This window comes from Amycolatopsis rifamycinica (assembly GCF_000695625.1).
In the GTDB taxonomy this organism is placed as follows: domain Bacteria; phylum Actinomycetota; class Actinomycetes; order Mycobacteriales; family Pseudonocardiaceae; genus Amycolatopsis; species Amycolatopsis rifamycinica.
Window position 1 is genome coordinate 161780 of sequence record NZ_JMQI01000064.1, and the last position, 17093, is coordinate 178872.

18 protein-coding genes and 1 tRNA gene are annotated in these 17093 nt (G+C 71.0%); 7 read left to right on the forward strand and 12 right to left on the reverse strand.

Annotated elements, in window-relative coordinates; translation table 11 throughout:
* Positions 1–84 precede the first annotated feature (84 nt).
* Positions 85–714 carry a Maf family protein gene (locus DV20_RS30975; RefSeq protein WP_043786497.1) on the reverse strand — a complete coding sequence of 210 codons (630 nt, stop codon included), beginning with the start codon at positions 712–714 and terminating at the stop codon, positions 85–87.
* Between the two features lie 118 nt (positions 715–832).
* On the opposite strand from DV20_RS30975, the gene DV20_RS30980 reads away from it, so the two are divergent.
* A complete protein-coding gene (locus DV20_RS30980; RefSeq protein ID WP_043786498.1) occupies positions 833–2686 on the forward strand; it encodes a glycoside hydrolase family 3 protein in 1854 nt (617 codons plus the stop codon).
* 76 nt (positions 2687–2762) lie between these two features.
* Here DV20_RS30980 and DV20_RS30985 read toward each other — a convergent pair whose 3' ends face one another.
* The 4 genes from DV20_RS30985 to DV20_RS45190 all read right to left on the reverse strand — a co-directional run bounded on the left by DV20_RS30985 (position 2763) and on the right by DV20_RS45190 (position 6875).
* Positions 2763–4376, reverse strand: coding sequence for a DHA2 family efflux MFS transporter permease subunit (locus DV20_RS30985; protein WP_084093765.1), 1614 nt, complete (start codon positions 4374–4376; stop codon positions 2763–2765).
* Positions 4357–4983: a PadR family transcriptional regulator gene (locus DV20_RS30990; RefSeq protein ID WP_043786502.1), complete on the reverse strand. Its 627-nt coding sequence runs from the start codon at positions 4981–4983 to the stop codon at positions 4357–4359. Before DV20_RS30990 ends, DV20_RS30985 begins: the two co-directional genes overlap by 20 nt.
* A 140-nt stretch (positions 4984–5123) precedes the next feature.
* On the reverse strand, positions 5124–6698 hold the full coding sequence (locus tag DV20_RS30995) for a TROVE domain-containing protein (protein WP_043786503.1): 1575 nt from the start codon (positions 6696–6698) through the stop codon (positions 5124–5126).
* A gap of 103 nt (positions 6699–6801) precedes the next feature.
* Positions 6802–6875, reverse strand: a tRNA-OTHER gene (locus DV20_RS45190).
* Between the two features lie 298 nt (positions 6876–7173).
* Here DV20_RS45190 and DV20_RS31000 point away from each other — a divergent pair.
* Both DV20_RS31000 and DV20_RS31005 read left to right on the forward strand, forming a co-directional pair.
* A complete protein-coding gene (locus DV20_RS31000) occupies positions 7174–8067 on the forward strand; it encodes an LLM class flavin-dependent oxidoreductase (RefSeq protein WP_043786504.1) in 894 nt (297 codons plus the stop codon).
* A gap of 9 nt (positions 8068–8076) precedes the next feature.
* Positions 8077–8535 carry a MarR family winged helix-turn-helix transcriptional regulator gene (locus DV20_RS31005; protein ID WP_043786505.1) on the forward strand — a complete coding sequence of 153 codons (459 nt, stop codon included), beginning with the start codon at positions 8077–8079 and terminating at the stop codon, positions 8533–8535.
* Here DV20_RS31005 and DV20_RS31010 read toward each other — a convergent pair.
* Entirely contained in the window at positions 8526–8744 is a 219-nt protein-coding gene (locus tag DV20_RS31010; RefSeq protein WP_043786506.1) for an acyl-CoA carboxylase subunit epsilon, read from the reverse strand. The genes DV20_RS31005 and DV20_RS31010 overlap by 10 nt on opposite strands.
* Positions 8741–10378: an acyl-CoA carboxylase subunit beta gene (locus DV20_RS31015; RefSeq protein ID WP_043786507.1), complete on the reverse strand. Its 1638-nt coding sequence runs from the start codon at positions 10376–10378 to the stop codon at positions 8741–8743. Before DV20_RS31015 ends, DV20_RS31010 begins: the two co-directional genes overlap by 4 nt.
* A gap of 55 nt (positions 10379–10433) precedes the next feature.
* Between DV20_RS31015 and DV20_RS31020 the strand changes: the two genes are divergently transcribed.
* Positions 10434–11216, forward strand: coding sequence for a GNAT family N-acetyltransferase (locus DV20_RS31020; protein WP_043786508.1), 783 nt, complete (start codon positions 10434–10436; stop codon positions 11214–11216).
* Here the strand turns inward: DV20_RS31020 and DV20_RS31025 are convergent.
* From DV20_RS31025 to DV20_RS31040, 4 genes are read right to left on the reverse strand one after another with little or no spacing between them, the layout of a single operon-like run.
* A complete protein-coding gene (locus tag DV20_RS31025) occupies positions 11200–11850 on the reverse strand; it encodes a response regulator (RefSeq protein WP_043786509.1) in 651 nt (216 codons plus the stop codon). The genes DV20_RS31020 and DV20_RS31025 overlap by 17 nt on opposite strands.
* Positions 11847–12953 (reverse strand): sensor histidine kinase, encoded by a 1107-nt coding sequence (locus DV20_RS31030; RefSeq protein WP_043786510.1) that lies wholly within the window; start codon positions 12951–12953, stop codon positions 11847–11849. Before DV20_RS31030 ends, DV20_RS31025 begins: the two co-directional genes overlap by 4 nt.
* Positions 12954–12987: 34 nt before the next feature.
* Complete coding sequence (locus DV20_RS31035; RefSeq protein WP_043786511.1) at positions 12988–13785, reverse strand: SRPBCC family protein; 798 nt, start codon at positions 13783–13785, stop codon at positions 12988–12990.
* A gap of 54 nt (positions 13786–13839) precedes the next feature.
* Positions 13840–14256 (reverse strand): MarR family winged helix-turn-helix transcriptional regulator, encoded by a 417-nt coding sequence (locus tag DV20_RS31040; RefSeq protein WP_043786512.1) that lies wholly within the window; start codon positions 14254–14256, stop codon positions 13840–13842.
* Positions 14257–14334: 78 nt separating this feature from the next.
* On the opposite strand from DV20_RS31040, the gene DV20_RS31045 reads away from it, so the two are divergent.
* Positions 14335–14898, forward strand: a complete 564-nt coding sequence (locus tag DV20_RS31045) for a flavodoxin family protein (RefSeq protein ID WP_043786513.1) — start codon at positions 14335–14337, stop codon at positions 14896–14898.
* Between the two features lie 96 nt (positions 14899–14994).
* On the opposite strand, the gene DV20_RS31050 is transcribed toward DV20_RS31045, so the two are convergent.
* A complete protein-coding gene (locus tag DV20_RS31050) occupies positions 14995–15360 on the reverse strand; it encodes a winged helix-turn-helix transcriptional regulator (protein ID WP_200876536.1) in 366 nt (121 codons plus the stop codon).
* 82 nt (positions 15361–15442) lie between these two features.
* On the opposite strand from DV20_RS31050, the gene DV20_RS31055 reads away from it, so the two are divergent.
* Together DV20_RS31055 and DV20_RS31060 are read left to right on the forward strand one after the other, a co-directional pair.
* The gene (locus DV20_RS31055) at positions 15443–16294 is read left to right on the forward strand and encodes an NAD(P)-dependent oxidoreductase (RefSeq protein WP_084093766.1); all 852 of its coding nucleotides are present in this window, start codon (positions 15443–15445) and stop codon (positions 16292–16294) included.
* Positions 16291–17040 (forward strand): SDR family NAD(P)-dependent oxidoreductase, encoded by a 750-nt coding sequence (locus DV20_RS31060; protein WP_043786515.1) that lies wholly within the window; start codon positions 16291–16293, stop codon positions 17038–17040. The genes DV20_RS31055 and DV20_RS31060 overlap by 4 nt, the downstream gene beginning before the upstream one ends.
* Positions 17041–17093: the final 53 nt, after the last annotated feature.

The window sequence follows — 17093 nt, forward strand, 5'->3', positions numbered from 1 at the left end:
TCGAAAGTATCTTGTCTTGCCGGGTAAAGAGAACGTTAGGCAAGAGAGGACTCTTCCGGATCACCCGAAGGTGTGGTGCCCTTCTCAGGATGCGGGAGACCGCCAGAGATCCACGACACTCACGCCGACCTCGGCCAGCAGCCGGCGGGTCAGCGGCAGGCTGATGCCGATGACGCTGGTGTGGCCGCCGTCGAGGCCTTCGACGAACCAGCCGCCCAGGCCGTCGATCGTGAAGCCGCCGGCGACGTTGAGCGGCTCGCCGCTGGCGACGTAGGCGTCGATCTCCGCCGGGCTCGGCGTGCCGAACCGGACCGTGGTCGATTCCCAGCCGGCGGCCTCCTTGGCACGCGTCCCGCCGTCGAGCCGGACGACCGCGTGCCCGGTGAGGAGTTCACCGGACGTCCCCGCCATCGCGGCCCAGCGGCTGCGGGCGACGTCCGGTGCCCCCGGCTTGCCGACCATCTGCCCGTGGATCGAAAGCATCGAATCGCAGGCGACGACGACGGCGTCCGGGTGCGCCGCGGCGACCTGGTCGATGACCGCTTCGGCCTTGGCCGCGGCGAGGGCCTGGACCAGTTCGGACGGCGAGGGATCGGTCAGCGAGGCGGCGACGGCGTCCTCGTCGACGCCGGAGACGAACACGGCGGGATCGAGGCCCGCGGAACGCAGGAGGGCGAGCCGGGCGGGGGACTGGGAGGCGAGGACGAACTGCACCCCTGAAACTTACTGGGCCGGACGGTCGTGACCGAATTGTGACCGGCGTCACTCCGCAGGAGAGCTAATTTGTTTTGGCTCGCAACTTATGGATCGACGGATTGTCACGGAGAGAACAATGCCGCTCCTCCGCACCACGAGATCATTGCGAACCACCGCCCTGGCCGGTCTGCTGCTCGCGGGCACGGCCCTCGCGCCGATGGCGTCCGCGACCGCGGCACCGCTCTACAAGAACCCACGGGCCTCGGTGGCCGACCGCGTCACGGACCTGATGGCGCGGATGACGCTCGACGACAAGGTCGGGCAGATGACCCAGGGCGAGCGGGGCGCCGCGACGCCCGCCCAGTCCGCCGCGGCGCGGCTCGGCTCCATCCTCTCCGGCGGCGGTTCGACGCCGACGCCGAACACGCCGGCCGCCTGGGCGGACATGATCGACGCCTACCAGAAGGCGGCGACCTCGACCGGTCTCGGCATCCCGATCATCTACGGCTCCGACTCCGTGCACGGCCACAACAACGTGTACGGCGCGACGGTCTTCCCGCACAACATCGGCCTGGGTGCGGCGAACGACCCGCGGCTGGTCGAGAAGATCGGCGCGATCACCGCGGACGAGACCGCGGCCACCGGCGTCAAGTGGGCTTTCGCGCCCTGCCTGTGCGTCGCCCGCGACGACCGCTGGGGCCGCACATACGAGTCCTACGGCGAAGTTCCCGCCAACGCCGTCGCCAACTCGGTGGTCATCGAGGGCCTGCAGGGCCGCGCGCTCGGCGACCCGACGTCCGTCCTGGCCACGGCCAAGCACTTCATCGGCGACGGCGGCACCACCGGCGGCGACGACCAGGGCAACACCCAGATCAGCCTGGAGGAGCTGCGGCGGATCCACCTGCCGCCGTTCCGGGCCGCGGTCGCGCACGGCGTCGGCTCGGTGATGATCAGCTTCAACAGCTGGAACGGCGTCAAGGACCACGGCAACAAGTTCCTCATCACCGACCTGCTCAAGGGCGAGCTGGGCTTCTCCGGGTTCGTCGTCTCCGACTGGAACGGCATCGACCAGATCGACGGTCAGGAAGGGTTCACCGCCGCCGAGGTCAAGCAGGCCGTCAACGCCGGGATCGACATGGTGATGGTCCCGTACGACTACCAGAAGTTCGTCGCCACGCTGAAGGCCGAAGTCCTCAACGGGGACGTCCCGATGTCGCGCGTCGACGACGCCAACCGGCGGATCCTCACGAAGAAGTTCGAGCTGGGCCTGTTCGAACGCCCGTACACCGACCGCTCGCTGCAGAAGGACTTCGGCAGTGCGGCGCACCGCGCCGTGGCGCGGCAGGCGGTGCGCGAGTCGCAGGTGCTGCTGAAGAACGACGGCGTGCTGCCGCTGGCCAAGCAGAACAACAAGATCTTCGTGGCCGGCAAGAACGCCAACGACATGGGCAACCAGGCCGGCGGCTGGACCCTCACCTGGCAGGGCCAGAGCGGCGAGCGGGTGATCCCGGGCACGACGATCCTCGACGGCATCAAGGCCGGTGCCGGGAAAGGCACGGTGGTGACCTATGACCGTGCGGGTAACGGAATCGACCGCAGCTACCAGGTCGCGGTCGCTGTGGTGGGCGAAACACCGTACGCCGAAGGGCAGGGAGATCGGCCGAACGGACTCGGCCTCGACGCCGAAGACCTCGCCCTCGTCGGCAAGCTGAAGGCCTCGGGCGTCCCCACCGTCCTGGTGACCGTCTCCGGACGGCCGCTGGACATCTCGGCGCAGCTGCCGTCGGTCAAGGGCCTCGTGGCGGCCTGGCTGCCGGGCTCGGAAGGCGCCGGCGTCGCCGATGTCCTGTACGGCGACTACAACCCGACCGGCAAGCTGAGCTTCACCTGGCCGAAGAGCTCGGCCCAGGAACCGATCAACGCCGGTGACGGCCAGCAGGGCCTGTTCCCGTACGGGTACGGCCTGTCCTACCGCCGCCACCACCGCTAGGCGGACCACCGCTCCCGCGGTCCGTGCAGGCCCCCGCTCCGGTACCCGACACCGGAGCGGGGGCCTGCACGGTGTTTCAGGCCGCGGCCGCTTCGGGCGCCGGCGCCGGTGTCTGCCAGCGCGGCTTGACCCGCTGCATCACCGCCGCGGAAACGACCCCGAGCAGGAGGACGCCCATCGGCAGCAGCATCGTCACGCGGGCGGCGTCGGTCAGTCCACTGTGGACCGCCTCGGTGGCCAGCTTCCCGGCCTGCGCGGCGATCTCCGCGGGCAGCCCCGGCATCGGCGACGGGCCGCCCGCCGAGCCGAACTCGCCGGTGCTCGCCGCCGCGTGCGCGATGCCCTCCGTGAACGGCGCCCGGTACTGCTCCGGCAGCTGCGAAGCGGCCTTCGTCGCTTCGTCCGCGATGGACGCGCTGATCCGCGCCTGCAGCAGCACGCCGATGGCCGCGCTACCGAGCACGCCGCCCACCTGGCGCGCGGTGTTGAAGATGCCGGACGCGGTCCCGGCCAGGCGCGGCTCGATCGAACCCATCGTCAGGTTGCTCATCGGCGAGAAGATGCAGCCGATGCCGAGCCCGCACACCAGCAGCGCCGGGACGAACGTCCACGGGTTGCTGTCCGGCGTCGCCTGCAGCGCGATGATCCCGAGCCCGGCCGCGAGCGCCGCCAGGCCGAACATCACCAGGTACTTGCCGTTCACCTTGTCCGACGCGCGCCCGACGAACGGCGCGATGATCCCGGACAGCAGCGACATCGGGGCGGTGAGCAGGCCGCCCATGGTCGGGCTCAGCCCGAGCACCGACTGGATGTAGATGACCAGCGGCAGGAACATGCCGGTCATCGCGAAGCCGACGGTGGTCGCGGTGAGCGTCCCGGCCGAGAAGTTCCGGTTCGAGAACACCTGCAGCGGCAGCAGCGGCTCCCGCTTGTTGAACCGCTGCCACACCAGGAACGCGATCATCAGCACCACGCCGGCGCCGATGATCTCGAACACCGTGATCCCGGCGAAGACCGTGCCCCAGTCGTACTGCTGCCCGTTCTGGACGCCGAACACGATGCAGAGCAGCGCCGCGCTCGAGAGCACGATGCCCAGCAGGTCGAACGAGTGCGCGTGCTTCGGCTGCCAGTCCGGCACCAGCAGCAGGGTGAGCACGACGGCGATCACGCCGATCGGCACGTTGACGTAGAAGATCCACTCCCAGCCGAGGTGGTCGACGAGCACGCCGCCGAGCAGCGGGCCCGCGATGGTCGCCAGCCCGGCGACCCCGCCCCACATGCCCATCGCCGGACCGCGCTTGGCCGGCGGGAACAGGTGCGTGATGAACGCCAGCGTCTGCGGCGTCATCAGGGCGGCGCCGAGGCCCTGCACGGCCCGGGCGGCGATCAGCATTTCGACGTTGCCGGACAGGCCGCACCACAGCGACGCGCCGGTGAACACGACGAGCCCGGCGAGGAACACGCGCTTCGGGCCGAAGCGGTCACCGAGCCGGCTGGTGAACAGCATCGGCACGGCGTAGGTGAGCAGGTAGACGCTGATCACCCAGACGATCGAGTTCAGCCCGGCGCCCAGCTCGCGCAGCATGGTCGGGATCGCGATCGACACGATCGTCGTGTCGAGCAGGATCATGAAGAAGCCGAGGCACAGCGCGCCCAGCGCGGCCCACGGGTTAGCTTGTCTTGCGTTCATCGTCGTCTTCCTTGGTGATGAGCGTGAGCTTGGGTTGTCCTTCGTCCTTGAAGGCGATCCGCCCGGAGCGCAGGTCGTCGAGGAGCCGCTCGGTCCACTGGAGCTCGAACTTCCGGTGGTCGCACTGGTAGCGCCAGTCCAGCCAGTAGATCGGCGGCGTCCCGTCTTCGGCCAGCCGCTGCAGCACCGCCTCGTCCGCGGCCACCGCGGCGCGCAGCCGGGTGATCCGGTGCTCGAGTTCGATCAGCGAAGCTTCGCGCCCCAGTTCGTCGATCACCCCGAGCCCGGACAGGTAGGCGGGGAATTCCGTCGCGAGATCGCCGAGCAGCTCGCGGCCGCGCTGGGTGAACTCGTCGAGCCCTCGCTGCGTCATGCCGTAGACGGTCCGTTCGGGCCGCCGTCCGTCACGTTGCGTGTCGACGACCTCGATGAGTCCGTCCCGGAGCAGGCGCTCCACGGTGTGGTAGAGCGAGCCGGCCTTCACGTTGACCCGCATGTGGACGTACCGCTCGCGCATGAGCTGGGCCATCTCGTACGGGTGCATCGGCCCCTCGTGGAGCAGCTCCAGCACGGCGATGCCGAGCGGGGTCAGCTTGGGCGAGGCCATGGGTTCAGCTCCTCCAGGTCGGTTATTCCACGTGGACTATACGACGTGGGCTAGCGCCGGGTCCACGGTCATTCCTGTGACGCGCCGTACACAGCGTGAAGGCCCCCATGATCTCGTCATGGGGGCCTTCACGGCGTCTCTCAGAAGGGCCAGTCGGCGTTCCGGCCCCGCTCGATCAGCGGGATCATCCGGAACGCCTGGTCGGTCAGGCCGCCGAAGGTGTGCCGGTGCGCGCCGCCGGACGGCGCGTGGCCGGCCCGGTAACCCGCCAGGTTCCAGGTGTACAGCGGCACGTGCGCGGGCAGAGCTTGCCCGACGTCGCCGTACGCCGCCTGCTCGTCGGTGAGGATGACGACGCGGTCGTGCTTCGCGAAGTGCTTCTTCACCGCGCCCGCCGTGTCGGTGCCGCCGCCGATGAAGAACCCGCCGGACTTCCAGCGCTCGACGTCGGCCAGCAGCGACCCGCCCCGGCGCAGCTTGAACACCTTGGTGCCCTGGCCGCGGTCCCAGTAGCCGTCCGAGAACGACACGACGTCGGCCTTCGCGCAGCGCCGTCCGAGCGCCAGTCCGAACACCGCGGCCGCGTCCCAGCGCATCAGGCTGCCGTCCTTGCTGAAGCGGTCGTTCATCGACGCCGACGTGTCGACGAGGATGAGCGTCCGGCCGCGCAGCACGGGCACGTTGGCCAGCGCGTGCGCGATCGCCCGCTCGAGCGCCCACGCCCACCGCAGCGACGGCGCCGCCCGGTAGGCCGCGAGGAACCGCATCGGCAGCTGCCGCGACTTCGCGACCTGCACGGGACTGGCGAGCCGCTCGGCGACCCGCTGCGCGACCGCGTCCGAGACGCCGGCCTCGTCGAAGTTGCGGAGGTTCCGCAGCAGGGCCATGTAGCCCATCGACGGGATCAGCGCCTCCCAGACGCGCGCGTCCAGCGGACCCTGCAGCCATCCGGCGACGGACTCCCACGTCATGCCCGCCGCCCGCAGCACGTCCGCGGCGTCCGTCCGGCCGAACAGCGCTCGCCGCCGGTCGACGTCCTGGCTCATCAGCTCCGCGCGGGCGCGCAGCGTGGCCAGGGAGTCCGGGATGGCGTTGCCGCGGCCGTGGCGCTCGTCGAGGATGTGCTTGAACAGCTCGCCTCCGCCGGCCGGGTGGGTCAGCTCGAGGACGTCGGCGAACCGGAACGCGTGCGCGGCGGAGTCCCACTTGACGAAGGATCGCTCGTCGTACAGCCGCGCCGCGGCGTCGGCGATCCCGCGCTTGACGGGCTTCGGCACGGCCCGGCCGTGCACGGAAGTCCAGTAGGCGAGCAGCTCACCGGGCTCGTCGGCCCGCTGCAGCACGTCGGCGACGACCTGGCGGCTCATCCCGTCGAGGCCGGCGTCCCGCCGCGCCTTGGCGAACTCGGCCGCGCCGACCAGCGACGCCGTCCGCAGGTTCGCGGCGGTCCGCAGCCAGCGCAGGAACCGCGCGGTCCACTGAGGATCGTCCAACGTGGACTTGCGGACGAGCTCGGCGTAGCGCGTGTCGCGGGTGTCCGCGGACTCGTAGAAGGTGTGCTCGCCGACCATGTTCGCGACGGCGAGCAGGAAGAGCTCGGACTTGGTGTCGCGCGCGTAGCCGGCACCGCCCTGGTGGGTGACGGTGGACGGCGTGGCCTCGCCGCGGACCGGAGAGGTCGCGGCGGGCGCTCGTGCGGTGTTGAACTTGCTCATTTCTCCCCCTGTTGTGGAGGGAGTCACGGCCACAGCGATGCCCGAGATCGAAATCGGTGAAGGTACATAGCTGCTCTAGGCCACTGAGCTACCGGACCGCGAGTGGTCCGGGAGGGATTCGAACCCCCGACCTGCCCGTTGGAAGCGGAAGTAACCCTCGCCTGCGCACCGGGCACCGTGGTGGCCGTGACTCCCGAGATCGGTGACGCACCGGGAGTGCGTGTGAAGTTGGGTGCCCGAGGTCTCGGCTGGAGAAGGTGTCCACCGGTCACCGTGAGGCGACCGGTTTTGGATTCGAACCAAGGGATACCGGAAGTAACCTTCCCCGTCGCACCGGGCGGAACCCAAGGTAGCAGGCGGTCGGCCGCGGCTCGACCGGTTTTCCGGCAGGCCGCCCGCGAGCCCTCCGCGAAGTTAGTTCGTGCTAGGAACTACTTGTGTTATGTTCGTAGTACGAACTAACTGGGAGGAAACCATGACCTACTTCGGCATCGGCGTGTCCACGGCCGTCTCCGCCGTCTCCGACGCCCTGGACCGGGCCGTTCAGGCCGACCGCGGCGGGCTCGACCTCATCACCGTGTCCGATCACCCGTACCACGCCGATCGGCTCGACGCGTACGCCGAACTCGGGGTCCTGCTCGGCCGGACCGAACGGGTCTCCGGCCTGGTCAGCGTCACGAACCTGCCGACGCGCCCGGCGTCGGTGCTCGCGCGCACCGTCACGAGCCTGTCCGCGCTGACCGGCGGCCGGATCGTGCTCGGCATGGGCGTCGGCGGGCTGTGGGACGACATCGCGCGGCTCGGCTTCCCGAAACTCGCGCCGGGGCAGGCCGTCCGGGCCTTCGAGGAGGGCATCCGGCTGGTCAAGATGCTCGGCGGGGGCGGCGGGCCGGTCACCTTCGAGGGCGAGTTCCACCAGGTCACGAACCTGGAACCGGCCGCGGCGGAGATGCCGCCGGTGTGGACCGGGTCGGTGGGGCCGAAGTCCCTCGCCGTCACCGGCCGGGTGGCCGACGGGTGGATGCCCGGCCACGCCGCCGACTGGCTCAGCGAGCGCTACCGCACCTCACGGCCGCTGATCGACAAGGCCGCCGTCGACGCCGGGCGGGATCCCGCCGAGATCGCCACCGTCTACAACTTCCCCGGGCGCATCACGGCGGAGCCGCTCCGCAGGACCCGCGACGGCGACGGCCGCTGGATCGGTGGCTCGCCCGCCCAGTGGATCGAGGAGCTGACCGGCGCCGTGCTGGAGCACGGCGCCGCCGGGTTCGTGCTCTTCGGACCCGGCGGCAGCGCCCCCGACGAGGTCGCCACCGCGCGGTGGGCCGAGGAGATCGTGCCCGCCGTGCGCGAGGCCGTCGCGAAGTAGGCTGACCGGATGGGGAAGAGCGGGGCGGACCTCGGTGTGGTGGCCGGGCTCGTGCGGGCGTCGTTCCTGGTGAACGCCGTCTACACCGAGTCCGCCCGCGAGTACGGGCTCACCGTGCAGCAGGGGCAGCTGCTGTGCGTGCTGATGGGCCGGCCGTACGGCATGGGCGACCTGGGCGCGACGCTCGGCCTCGAGAAGTCGAGCCTGACCGGCCTGGTCGACCGCGCGGTCCGCCGCGGGCTCGTCCGGCGCGAACCCGACCCGGTCGACCGCCGGGCGGTCCAGGTCCTCCTGACCGCGGACGGCCACGACCTGGCGGAGGACTTCTACGCGGCGACGTGCCGCCGCGTCGACGAGCTGGCCGCGGGCCTGAGCACCCCGGACCGCGATCGGCTCGCGGCGCTGCTGGGCGCGATCGTCCGGGAGAACGAAGTCCCGACGGTCTTCCTCGACGCCCTTCAGCCCTGAGGCAGACCCGAAGCGCGCCAAGCACCCTCGCCGGGGTGCAGCGGCCGCCGCAGCGAAGCAGCGTGATCGCCCCACCACGACGTGCGCGGCTTCGGCTTCTCCGGCGTCTTCGCGGCCGACGCCGCCGCGACGACCGCCGTCAGCGCCGCCAGCTCGGCGTCGCTCGGGTTGCCCCGGACCACCCTCAGCAGGGGCTTTTCGCCGCTCACAGCGGGATGTTCCCGTGCTTCTTGGGCGGCAGCGATTCCCGCTTGTTCCGCAGCAGGGACAGCGCCCGTGCGACGTGCCCGCGGGTGTGCGCCGGCACGATCACCGAGTCGACGTACCCACGCTCGGCCGCCGCGTACGGGTTCAGCAGCGTGTCCTCGTACTCCTGGATCAGCTCGGCGCGCAGCGCGTCGACGTCCTTCCCCTCGGAAGCCGCGTTGGCCAGGGTCTTGCGGTGGACGATGTTCGCCGCGCCCTGGGCACCCATCACCGCGACCTGCGCGGTCGGCCAGGCCAGGTTGATGTCGGCGCCGAGGTGCTTCGAGCCCATGACGTCGTACGCGCCGCCGAAGGCCTTGCGCGTGATCACCGTGACCAGCGGGACCGTCGCCTCCGCGTAGGCGTAGATCAGCTTCGCGCCGCGGCGGATGATGCCGTTCCACTCCTGATCGGTGCCCGGGAGGAAGCCCGGGACGTCGACGAAGGTGAGCACCGGGATGTTGAACGCGTCGCAGGTGCGCACGAACCGCGCGGCCTTCTCGGACGCGTCGATGTCGAGGCAGCCCGCGAACTGCGTCGGCTGGTTGGCGACGACACCGACGCTGTGGCCGTCGACGCGGCCGAAGCCGACGATGATGTTCGGCGCGAACAGTTCGTGGACCTCGAGGAAGTCACCGTCGTCGACGACCCGGGTGATCACCTCGTGCATGTCGTACGGGGTGTTCGGCGAGTCCGGGATGATCGTGTCCAGCTCGCGGTCGGCGTCGGTGACGTCGTCGAAGAACCCCGGCCGGTCGGAAGGCGGCTCGAACACCGGCGCGTCCGACAGGTTGTTCTGCGGCAGGTAGGAGAGCAGTTCCTTGACGTAGGCGATGGCGTCCTCGTCGTCGGAGCCCAGGTAGTGCGCGACGCCGGACTTCGTGTTGTGGGTGCGGCCGCCGCCGAGCTCCTCGAAGGTGACGTCCTCGCCGGTGACCGTCTTGACGACGTCCGGGCCGGTGATGAACATCTGCGACGTCTCGTCGACCATCACGATGAAGTCGGTCAGCGCGGGGGAGTAGACGTGCCCGCCCGCGTTCGCGCCCATGATCAGCGAGATCTGCGGGATGACGCCGGAGGCCTGCACGTTGCGGCGGAAGATCTCGCCGTAGAGGCCGAGCGAGACGACGCCCTCCTGGATGCGCGCGCCGCCGCCCTCGTTGATGCCGATGATCGGACGGCCGGTCTTGATCGCCAGGTCCATCACCTTGACGATCTTCTCGCCGTAGACCTCGCCGAGGCTGCCGCCGAAGACGGTGACGTCCTGGCTGAAGACGCACACCGGACGGCCGTCGACGGTGCCGTAGCCGGTCACGACGCCGTCGCCGTACGGGCGGTTCTTCTCCTGGCCGAAGTTGGTCGAGCGGTGCCGCGCCAGCTCGTCGAGTTCGACGAAGGAGTTCTCGTCGAGGAGCAGCTCGATGCGTTCGCGGGCGGTTTTCTTGCCCTTGGCGTGCTGCTTCTCCACCGCACGGGCCGAGCCCGCGTGCACCGCCTCGTCGTACCGGCGGTACAGGTCGGCCAGCTTGCCGGCCGTGGTGTGGATGTCCGGTTCGTCCTCGGGCGGCGTCCCGAGCGGCTCCGTCGCACTGCTCATGCCACGGGAGCTTAACTACTTGTCGGTCACTTGGCGTGTGGCGTAGGCAACGTCCGTGGAGATCCGCACCCTGACCGCCGCCGACCTGCCCGCCTGCTCCGACCTGGCCGAGTCCCGCTCGTGGCCGCGCGAGCCACCGAAGTGGCGGCTGCTGCACGAGACCGGAACGCTGTTCGGGATCGACGACCCGGACGGCCTCGGGCTGGCGGCGTCCGCGGCCCTGGTGGCGTTCGGCTCGGTGGCGTCGATCTCGATGGTGCTGGTCGCGCCCCGCCACGGGCGGCGGGGGCTGGGTCGCGCGATCACCGAGCGGGCGGTCTCGGCGGCCGGGGACCGGGTGGTGTGGCTGCACGCTTCGACGCTCGGCCGGCCGCTGTACGAGTCGATGGGGTTCGTGGCCGACGGCGGTTGCCGGGGGCACGTCGGCCGATTCGCCGACGACGGCGGTCCGGGCGCTTCGCCCGGCTCGTTGGCCGAGGTGCTCCCGCTGGATCTCGCCGCGCACGGCGTGGATCGGCGGTCGTTCCTGGCGCGGCTGGGAACGCCGTTCGTGGTCGACGGGGGGTTCGCGTTCGGGACGGACATCGGGCACGTGACCGTGATCGGGCCGGTCGTGGCGCGGTCGGTGGAGCAGGCGAAGGCCCTGATCCGCGGGGTGGCGCGGACCGTGCCGGGGGAGGTTCGGGTGGATCCGGACTTCCGGTTCCCTTCGCTGGCGGCGTGGCTTGAGGAGCGCGGGCTGGTTCCGGGGCCGTTGGCGCCGCGGCTGGTCTTGGGTGGCCGTTCGCTGCCGGGGGATTCCTCGATGCGGTTCGCGCCGTTCACGCGGGCGGTGTAGGCCGGATCAGGCCCGATTCGTAGGCGACGATCACCAGCTGGGCCCGGTCCCGCGCGGCCAGCTTGTGCAGCAGGCGGCCGACGTGGGTCTTGACCGTGGCGATGCCCAGGTGCAGGCGCGCGGCGATCTCGTCGTTCGACAAGCCCCGCGCGATCAACGTCAGGACCTCCTGCTCGCGAGCCGTCACGCCGTCCAGGCGGGTCACCGGGCCCGACGGCAGCCGCGCGAACTCCGCCACCAGGCGCCGCGTCACCGAGGGGGCCAGCAGGGCGTCGCCGGAGGCGACCACCTCGATCGCCGCCAGCAGGTCCGCCGGGCGGGTGTCCTTCAGGAGGAAGCCGCTCGCGCCCGCCCGCAACGCCGAATACACGTACTCGTCCAGGTCGAACGTGGTCAGCATGAGGACCCGGACGTCCGTCTCCGCGCAGATGCGGCGGGTGGCCTCGATGCCGTCCATCTCCGGCATGCGGACGTCCATGAGCACGACGTCCGGCCGTTCGAGGCGGGTCAGGGCCACCGCCTCGGCTCCGTCGGAGGCCTCCGCGACCACTTCGAGGCCCGGTGCGCTGTCGACCAGCACCCGGAAGCTGCCGCGCAGCAGCGCCTGGTCGTCGGCGATCAGGACGCGGGTCATCGGGCCGCCACCTTCTCTTCGTAGGGCAGCCGCGCGAAGACGCGGAAGCCGGTTTCGGTGGGCGCCGCGGAGAATTCGCCCGCGTAGACCGCGACGCGCTCGCGCATCCCGATCAGCCCGTGGCCGGGGACGGCCTCGCCGCCGCGGCCGTCGTCGAGGACCTCGATCGTCACCTCGCCGTCGGCGCCGGTGACCTGGATGCGGCACTTCGCCGCGGCCGCGTGCTTGACCACATTGGTCAGTGCCTCCTGGACGATCCGGTACACCGACTGGCCGACGCCGCTCGGCAGTTCGGTGAGGCCGTCGACGACCAGGTCGACCGCGGGCCCCGCCTGCTGGGCGCGTTCGGCGAGGGTTCGCAGGTCGTCGAGCGAGGGGGCGGGCGCCAGCGCCGGGACGCCGGTGCCGTCGCGCAGCACGCCGAGCATGCGCCGCAGTTCGGCCAGGGTCTCGCGGCTGGTGTCTTCGATGACGCGCAGCGCGTCGCGCGCCTGATCGGGCTGTTCGAGGGCGAGGTGGTTGCCGACCGCCGCCTTGACCGCGATCAAGCTCATGCTGTGCGCGACGACGTCGTGCATCTCACGGGCGATCCGCAGCCGTTCCGCGGAAACCGCTTGCTGCGCATGGGTTTCGCGCTCGATCGCGGCGTGCTCACGGCGGCCGTGGACGGCGATGCCGAGCGCGAACCCGACGACCAGCGCCGACGCGCCGAAGTTCACCGTCGTCGCCGTGCTCGGGTTCGGCACCGCGAAGGCGATCACGCCGATACCGACCAGCCCGGCCGCGAAGCCGGCCCGGGTCGCGCGGCTGCCCCGCGTCACCACGAAGGTGTACAGCGCGCAGCCCGCGGCCACGACGGAGGTCGCCAGCACCGGCCCGCCGATCGGCACCGCCGCCGCGGTCACCACCAGCGACCCGATGTAGGCCGCGCGCGGCCACCACCGCCGGAGCACGATCGGGGCGACGCTCAGCACGAGAATGGTCCAGCCCAGCCAGGCGGGCAGCCACGGCGGCAGCGACCACGCGCCGGCGGCGAGGTTGCCGCCGGCCCCCAGGGCCAGCACGAGGACGGCGAGGACGTCCAGGACGACGCGAATGCGCATGAACCGAACGTAACGCCGAAACGGAGGCCGCGCGTCAGCCCTCGGTCGGACGCGCGGCGTAGTGCTTCCGCACGGCTTCGACGCGGTCGGGCGCCCAGTCCGGCACTTCGACACCGTGGGTGGCGGCGAACAGCTTGTCCAGCTGTTCGTGCCGCCGGGCCAGCTGCGCCGGGACGTCGTCGCCCGCCGCCTCGGTGAACTCGACGCGGGTGCCTTCGCGCGGGTCGTGGACCAGGTCCCAGCCGGGTTCGTCCGGCAGCAGCGGGCGGAGCTCGGCCACGGGTTTCCAGCCGAGGTCACGGCGGAAGCGGATGGTGCCGTCTTCGCGGACTTCACCCTCGTCCAGGCCGAATTCCTCCACATAGGACGCCATCCGCGCGTGCCAGCCCGATGGCTGTGCGGCCTCGCGGCCGGCCAGTCGCGCGGCGAGTGCGTCGAGGCAGGCGTCCCAGCCGGCGGCGGTGCGGGCGCCGGCGAGCTTCGCGATCGCCGGGTCGCCGCGGCCGAAGGTGTGGGTGAACTCCAGGAGGCTGCCGTCGCCGTCGGGGGAGATGAGCCAGCGCAGCGTGTCGTCGTTCCAGACGAAGGTGAACTCGCGCGGCGGGTCGGCGGTGACGACGCGTCCGGTCGTCGTGCTGTCCTCGCCGGGGAAGGTGAACCGGATCGCGCCGCCGTCCCGGAGCTCGACGTCGACCTTCGCCGGGAACCAGTGCTCGAGCTCCGCCGGGTCCGTGATCGCGTGCCAGACCTTCTCGGGCGGGTGCTTCAGGCGGCGTTCCAGCCGGAGCGCCGGGCGTTCGCCGATCGTCCGCAGCTTCGCTCGTCCGGACACGCGTCCTCCCGTGGGTTGCCTGCCCCGGTATATAACCACTGAGGAATATGCCGGTCAAGCACCCCGGACGGCGGAGACGGCGGCGGCGAGGGCCGGATCGCTCGCGGCCTTGTCGAGCGCGGTCCGCAGCACCGAGCAGTACGTCGGCTCGGTCTCGGCGTAGCGCTTGCGGCCGGCGTCGGTGATCACCGAGTAGACGCCGCGGCGGTCGTCCTCGCACAGGTCCCGGATGGTCAGGCCGGCGTCTTCGAGGCGGGCGCACATCCGGCTGACCGAGCTCTGGTTGAGGCCGATCGCGTCGGCGAGCTCCTGCATCCGCAGGCCGCCGCGGGGTCCCTCGACGAGCTTGCCGAGCGCGCGGTACTCGGACAGGCCGAGCCCGTGGCGCCGCTGCAGGGCCTTGGCGAGTTCCTGCTCGATCCGGGCGTGCAGCACGAGTACGCGGCCCCAGGCCTGTTCGTCGACGGTCATTTTCCGGCCTCCTCTTGACGCCAGGATAGTCCAGGGACAGTATTTATATGTACATGCAAGTACATCGAAGGGGTGGACATGAGCGATCGCAGCTTCCTGTTCCTGGTGGGCGCCGCGCGGGCCGGGGGCAACACCGAAATGCTGGCCCGGCAGGCGGCCAAGGAGCTGCCCGGCGACGTCGAACAGCGGTGGATCCGGCTGCCCGAGGTGCCGCTGCCGCCGTTCGAGGACCGCCGCCACGGCGCCGGCGAGCACCCGACGCCGGGGGAGAACGAGCAGCTGCTGATGGACGCCACGTTCGCCGCGACGGACATCGTGATCGCGTCGCCGGTGTACTGGTATTCGGTGTCGGCGAGCGTGAAGCTCTACCTCGACTACTGGTCGGGCTGGATGCGGCTGCCGGTGGAGTTCAAGCCGCGGATGCGCGGCAAGACGCTCTGGGGCGTGAGCGTCCTGAGCGAGACGGCGCGCGAGGCCCAGCCGCTGATCGGCACGCTGGAACTGTGCGCGGAGTACCTGGGCATGAACTGGGGCGGAGTGCTGCTCGGCAACGGCAGCCGCCCGGGTGACGTGCTCCTGGACGCCGACGCGACGGCGGCCGCGCGGACGTTCTTCGCCGGCGCGGATCTGGTCACCGCCTAGCTCGCGACGTCCGTCGCGACCAGGCGCCGGCCACGCGTCAGGGCCGGCGCCGGAGGGGGGACGGCGTGGTCGCGTCACCGGAGGGCGGCGACGCGATCACGCCGTCGCGGTGTGCGATGGCGCCGGCGTGACGCCGCGGCGCTTCGCGATGCCCGCCATGTTTTCCTCGCCCCAGTCGCCCAGCGGCAGCAGTGCCGTGTTCAGCCGCTGGCCGAGTTCGGTCAGCGAGTACTCGACCTTCGGCGGGATCTCGTGGAACACCTCGCGGTGCACGAGCTCGTCCGCCTCCAGTTCCCGCAGGGCCTGGATCAGCATTTTTTCGCTGATCCCGGTCACTTTCCGCTTCAGCTCGCCGAACCGCAGCGGCTCGGCGTGCAGCGCCCAGAGGATCAGGGCCTTCCAGCGGCCGCCGATGACGTCGACGGCCGCGTCCAGTCCGCAGCGGTACGTTCGAGGCTGCATGCAGGATCCTTACGTTTTGGTGAGTACCTGACTTATTAGTCGGTACTTGTCCAGTGTAAAGCGCGCCAGCAGCATGGAAGCCATGGGAGAAAGCCAAAAACACGTGGGCGTGCTCGGCCTCGGGCGGATGGGCGCCGCCCTCGCCGGCGCGCTGCTGGGGGCGGGCCACGACGTCGTGGTGTGGAACCGGTCGCCGCTCAAGGCGGGGCCGCTGCTCGATCGCGGCGCCCGGCTCGCGGCGACGCCGGCGGAAGCGGCGTCGGCCGACGTCGTCCTCAGCTGTCTGTCCACATACGACACTCAGCAGCCGGTGCTCGAAGCCGCTTCGCCGAAGGTGCTCGTCAACCTCACGTCCGGGACGCCGGAGCAGGCGCGTGACGTCGCGAAGTGGGCCGCCTCCGCGGGCGTCGAATACGTGGACGGCGTGATCATGGCCGTCCCGCAGGGCATCGGGACACCGGCGGCGCAGATCCTCTACAGCGGCTCGGAAACGACGTTCTCGGCGCAGCGCGACGTGCTGGAAGTGCTGGGGAAGCCGATCTTCGTCGGCGAGGACGCCGGCATGGCGGCGCTGTACGACCTGTCGCTGCTCGCCATGATGTGGTCGACCATGGCCGGTTACCTGCACGCGCTCGCGCTGGTCGGGACCGAGGGCGTGACGCCGGAGCAGTTCGCGCCGGTGGCGTCGGCGTGGCAGGCGGCCGTCGGGGGGTTCCTGCCCCGAATCGGCGAGCAGGTGGCCAGCGGCGACTACGCCACCGACGTGTCCGCATTGGACATCAACGCGGCCGGCCTCGCCATGCTGGTCGAGACGAGCCGCGCACAGGGGATCAGCACGGCGGTGCCCGCCGTGCTGCGGGAGTTGTTCGACCGCGCGATCGCGGCGGGCCACGGCGCGCACGCGATCGCCAGCGTCATCGAGGAGATCCGGTGAAGTACTTCGGCAAGAAGGCCGTCGTCACCGGCGGCACGCACGGCATGGGGCTGGCGGTGGTGCGCGCCCTGCTCGACGGCGGCGCGGAGGTGCTGCTGACCGGACGGGACGTTTCGCCGCTGGAAGGAACCCTGCCGGGCAAGGCGCACCTGCTGTCGTCGGACGCGGCTCGCCTGGAGGACGTCGCCGAGCTGGGCGCGGTGGCCGCGGACACGCTCGGCGAGCTCGACCTGGTGTTCCTCAACGTCGGGTTTTCCACGCTGACGCCGTACGAGGACGCGACACCCGAGCTCTACGACCGCACGTTCGACGTCAACACCAAGGGCGCGTACTTCACGGCCCGGCGGCTGGCCCCGCTGGTCCGGTCCGGCGGCTCGTTCGTGTTCACCACGTCGGTCGCGGCCGAGGCGGGCATCGCCGGAATGGGCCTGTATTCGGCGGCGAAGGCGGCGGTGCGCTCGTTCGCCCGCACGTACGCGGCCGAGCTGGCCCCGCGCGGGATCCGGGTCAACGTGGTCAGCCCCGGCTACACCGACACGCCGTCGATGGGCGTGTCCGGCGTGCCGGAGCACGTCCTTGCGGAGTTCAAGGCGATCGGCGACGAGATCACGCCCCTGAAGCGCCACGCCACGGTCGACGAGGTCGCGGCGGCGGTGCTGTTCCTGGCCTTCGACGCGACCTTCACCACCGGCGCCGACCTCCCCGTCGACGGCGGGCTCGGCCAGCGCCTCACATTGCCCGCGTAAGGCACACGCCGAGGCCGGTCCCGCCGGGCGCGCAATCGGGACGAGGTCATCGT

Coding starts and splice junctions, on each gene's coding strand:
- DV20_RS30980 (WP_043786498.1), top strand. CDS start 833: ATGCCGCTCCTCCGCACCACGAGATCATTGCGAACCACCGCCCTGGCC.
- DV20_RS30985 (WP_084093765.1), bottom strand. CDS start 4,376: ATGAACGCAAGACAAGCTAACCCGTGGGCCGCGCTGGGCGCGCTGTGC.
- DV20_RS30990 (WP_043786502.1), bottom strand. CDS start 4,983: ATGGCCTCGCCCAAGCTGACCCCGCTCGGCATCGCCGTGCTGGAGCTG.
- DV20_RS30995 (WP_043786503.1), bottom strand. CDS start 6,698: ATGAGCAAGTTCAACACCGCACGAGCGCCCGCCGCGACCTCTCCGGTC.
- DV20_RS31000 (WP_043786504.1), top strand. CDS start 7,174: ATGACCTACTTCGGCATCGGCGTGTCCACGGCCGTCTCCGCCGTCTCC.
- DV20_RS31005 (WP_043786505.1), top strand. CDS start 8,077: ATGGGGAAGAGCGGGGCGGACCTCGGTGTGGTGGCCGGGCTCGTGCGG.
- DV20_RS31015 (WP_043786507.1), bottom strand. CDS start 10,378: ATGAGCAGTGCGACGGAGCCGCTCGGGACGCCGCCCGAGGACGAACCG.
- DV20_RS31025 (WP_043786509.1), bottom strand. CDS start 11,850: ATGACCCGCGTCCTGATCGCCGACGACCAGGCGCTGCTGCGCGGCAGC.
- DV20_RS31030 (WP_043786510.1), bottom strand. CDS start 12,953: ATGCGCATTCGCGTCGTCCTGGACGTCCTCGCCGTCCTCGTGCTGGCC.
- DV20_RS31040 (WP_043786512.1), bottom strand. CDS start 14,256: ATGACCGTCGACGAACAGGCCTGGGGCCGCGTACTCGTGCTGCACGCC.
- DV20_RS31045 (WP_043786513.1), top strand. CDS start 14,335: ATGAGCGATCGCAGCTTCCTGTTCCTGGTGGGCGCCGCGCGGGCCGGG.
- DV20_RS31050 (WP_200876536.1), bottom strand. CDS start 15,360: ATGCAGCCTCGAACGTACCGCTGCGGACTGGACGCGGCCGTCGACGTC.
- DV20_RS31055 (WP_084093766.1), top strand. CDS start 15,443: ATGGGAGAAAGCCAAAAACACGTGGGCGTGCTCGGCCTCGGGCGGATG.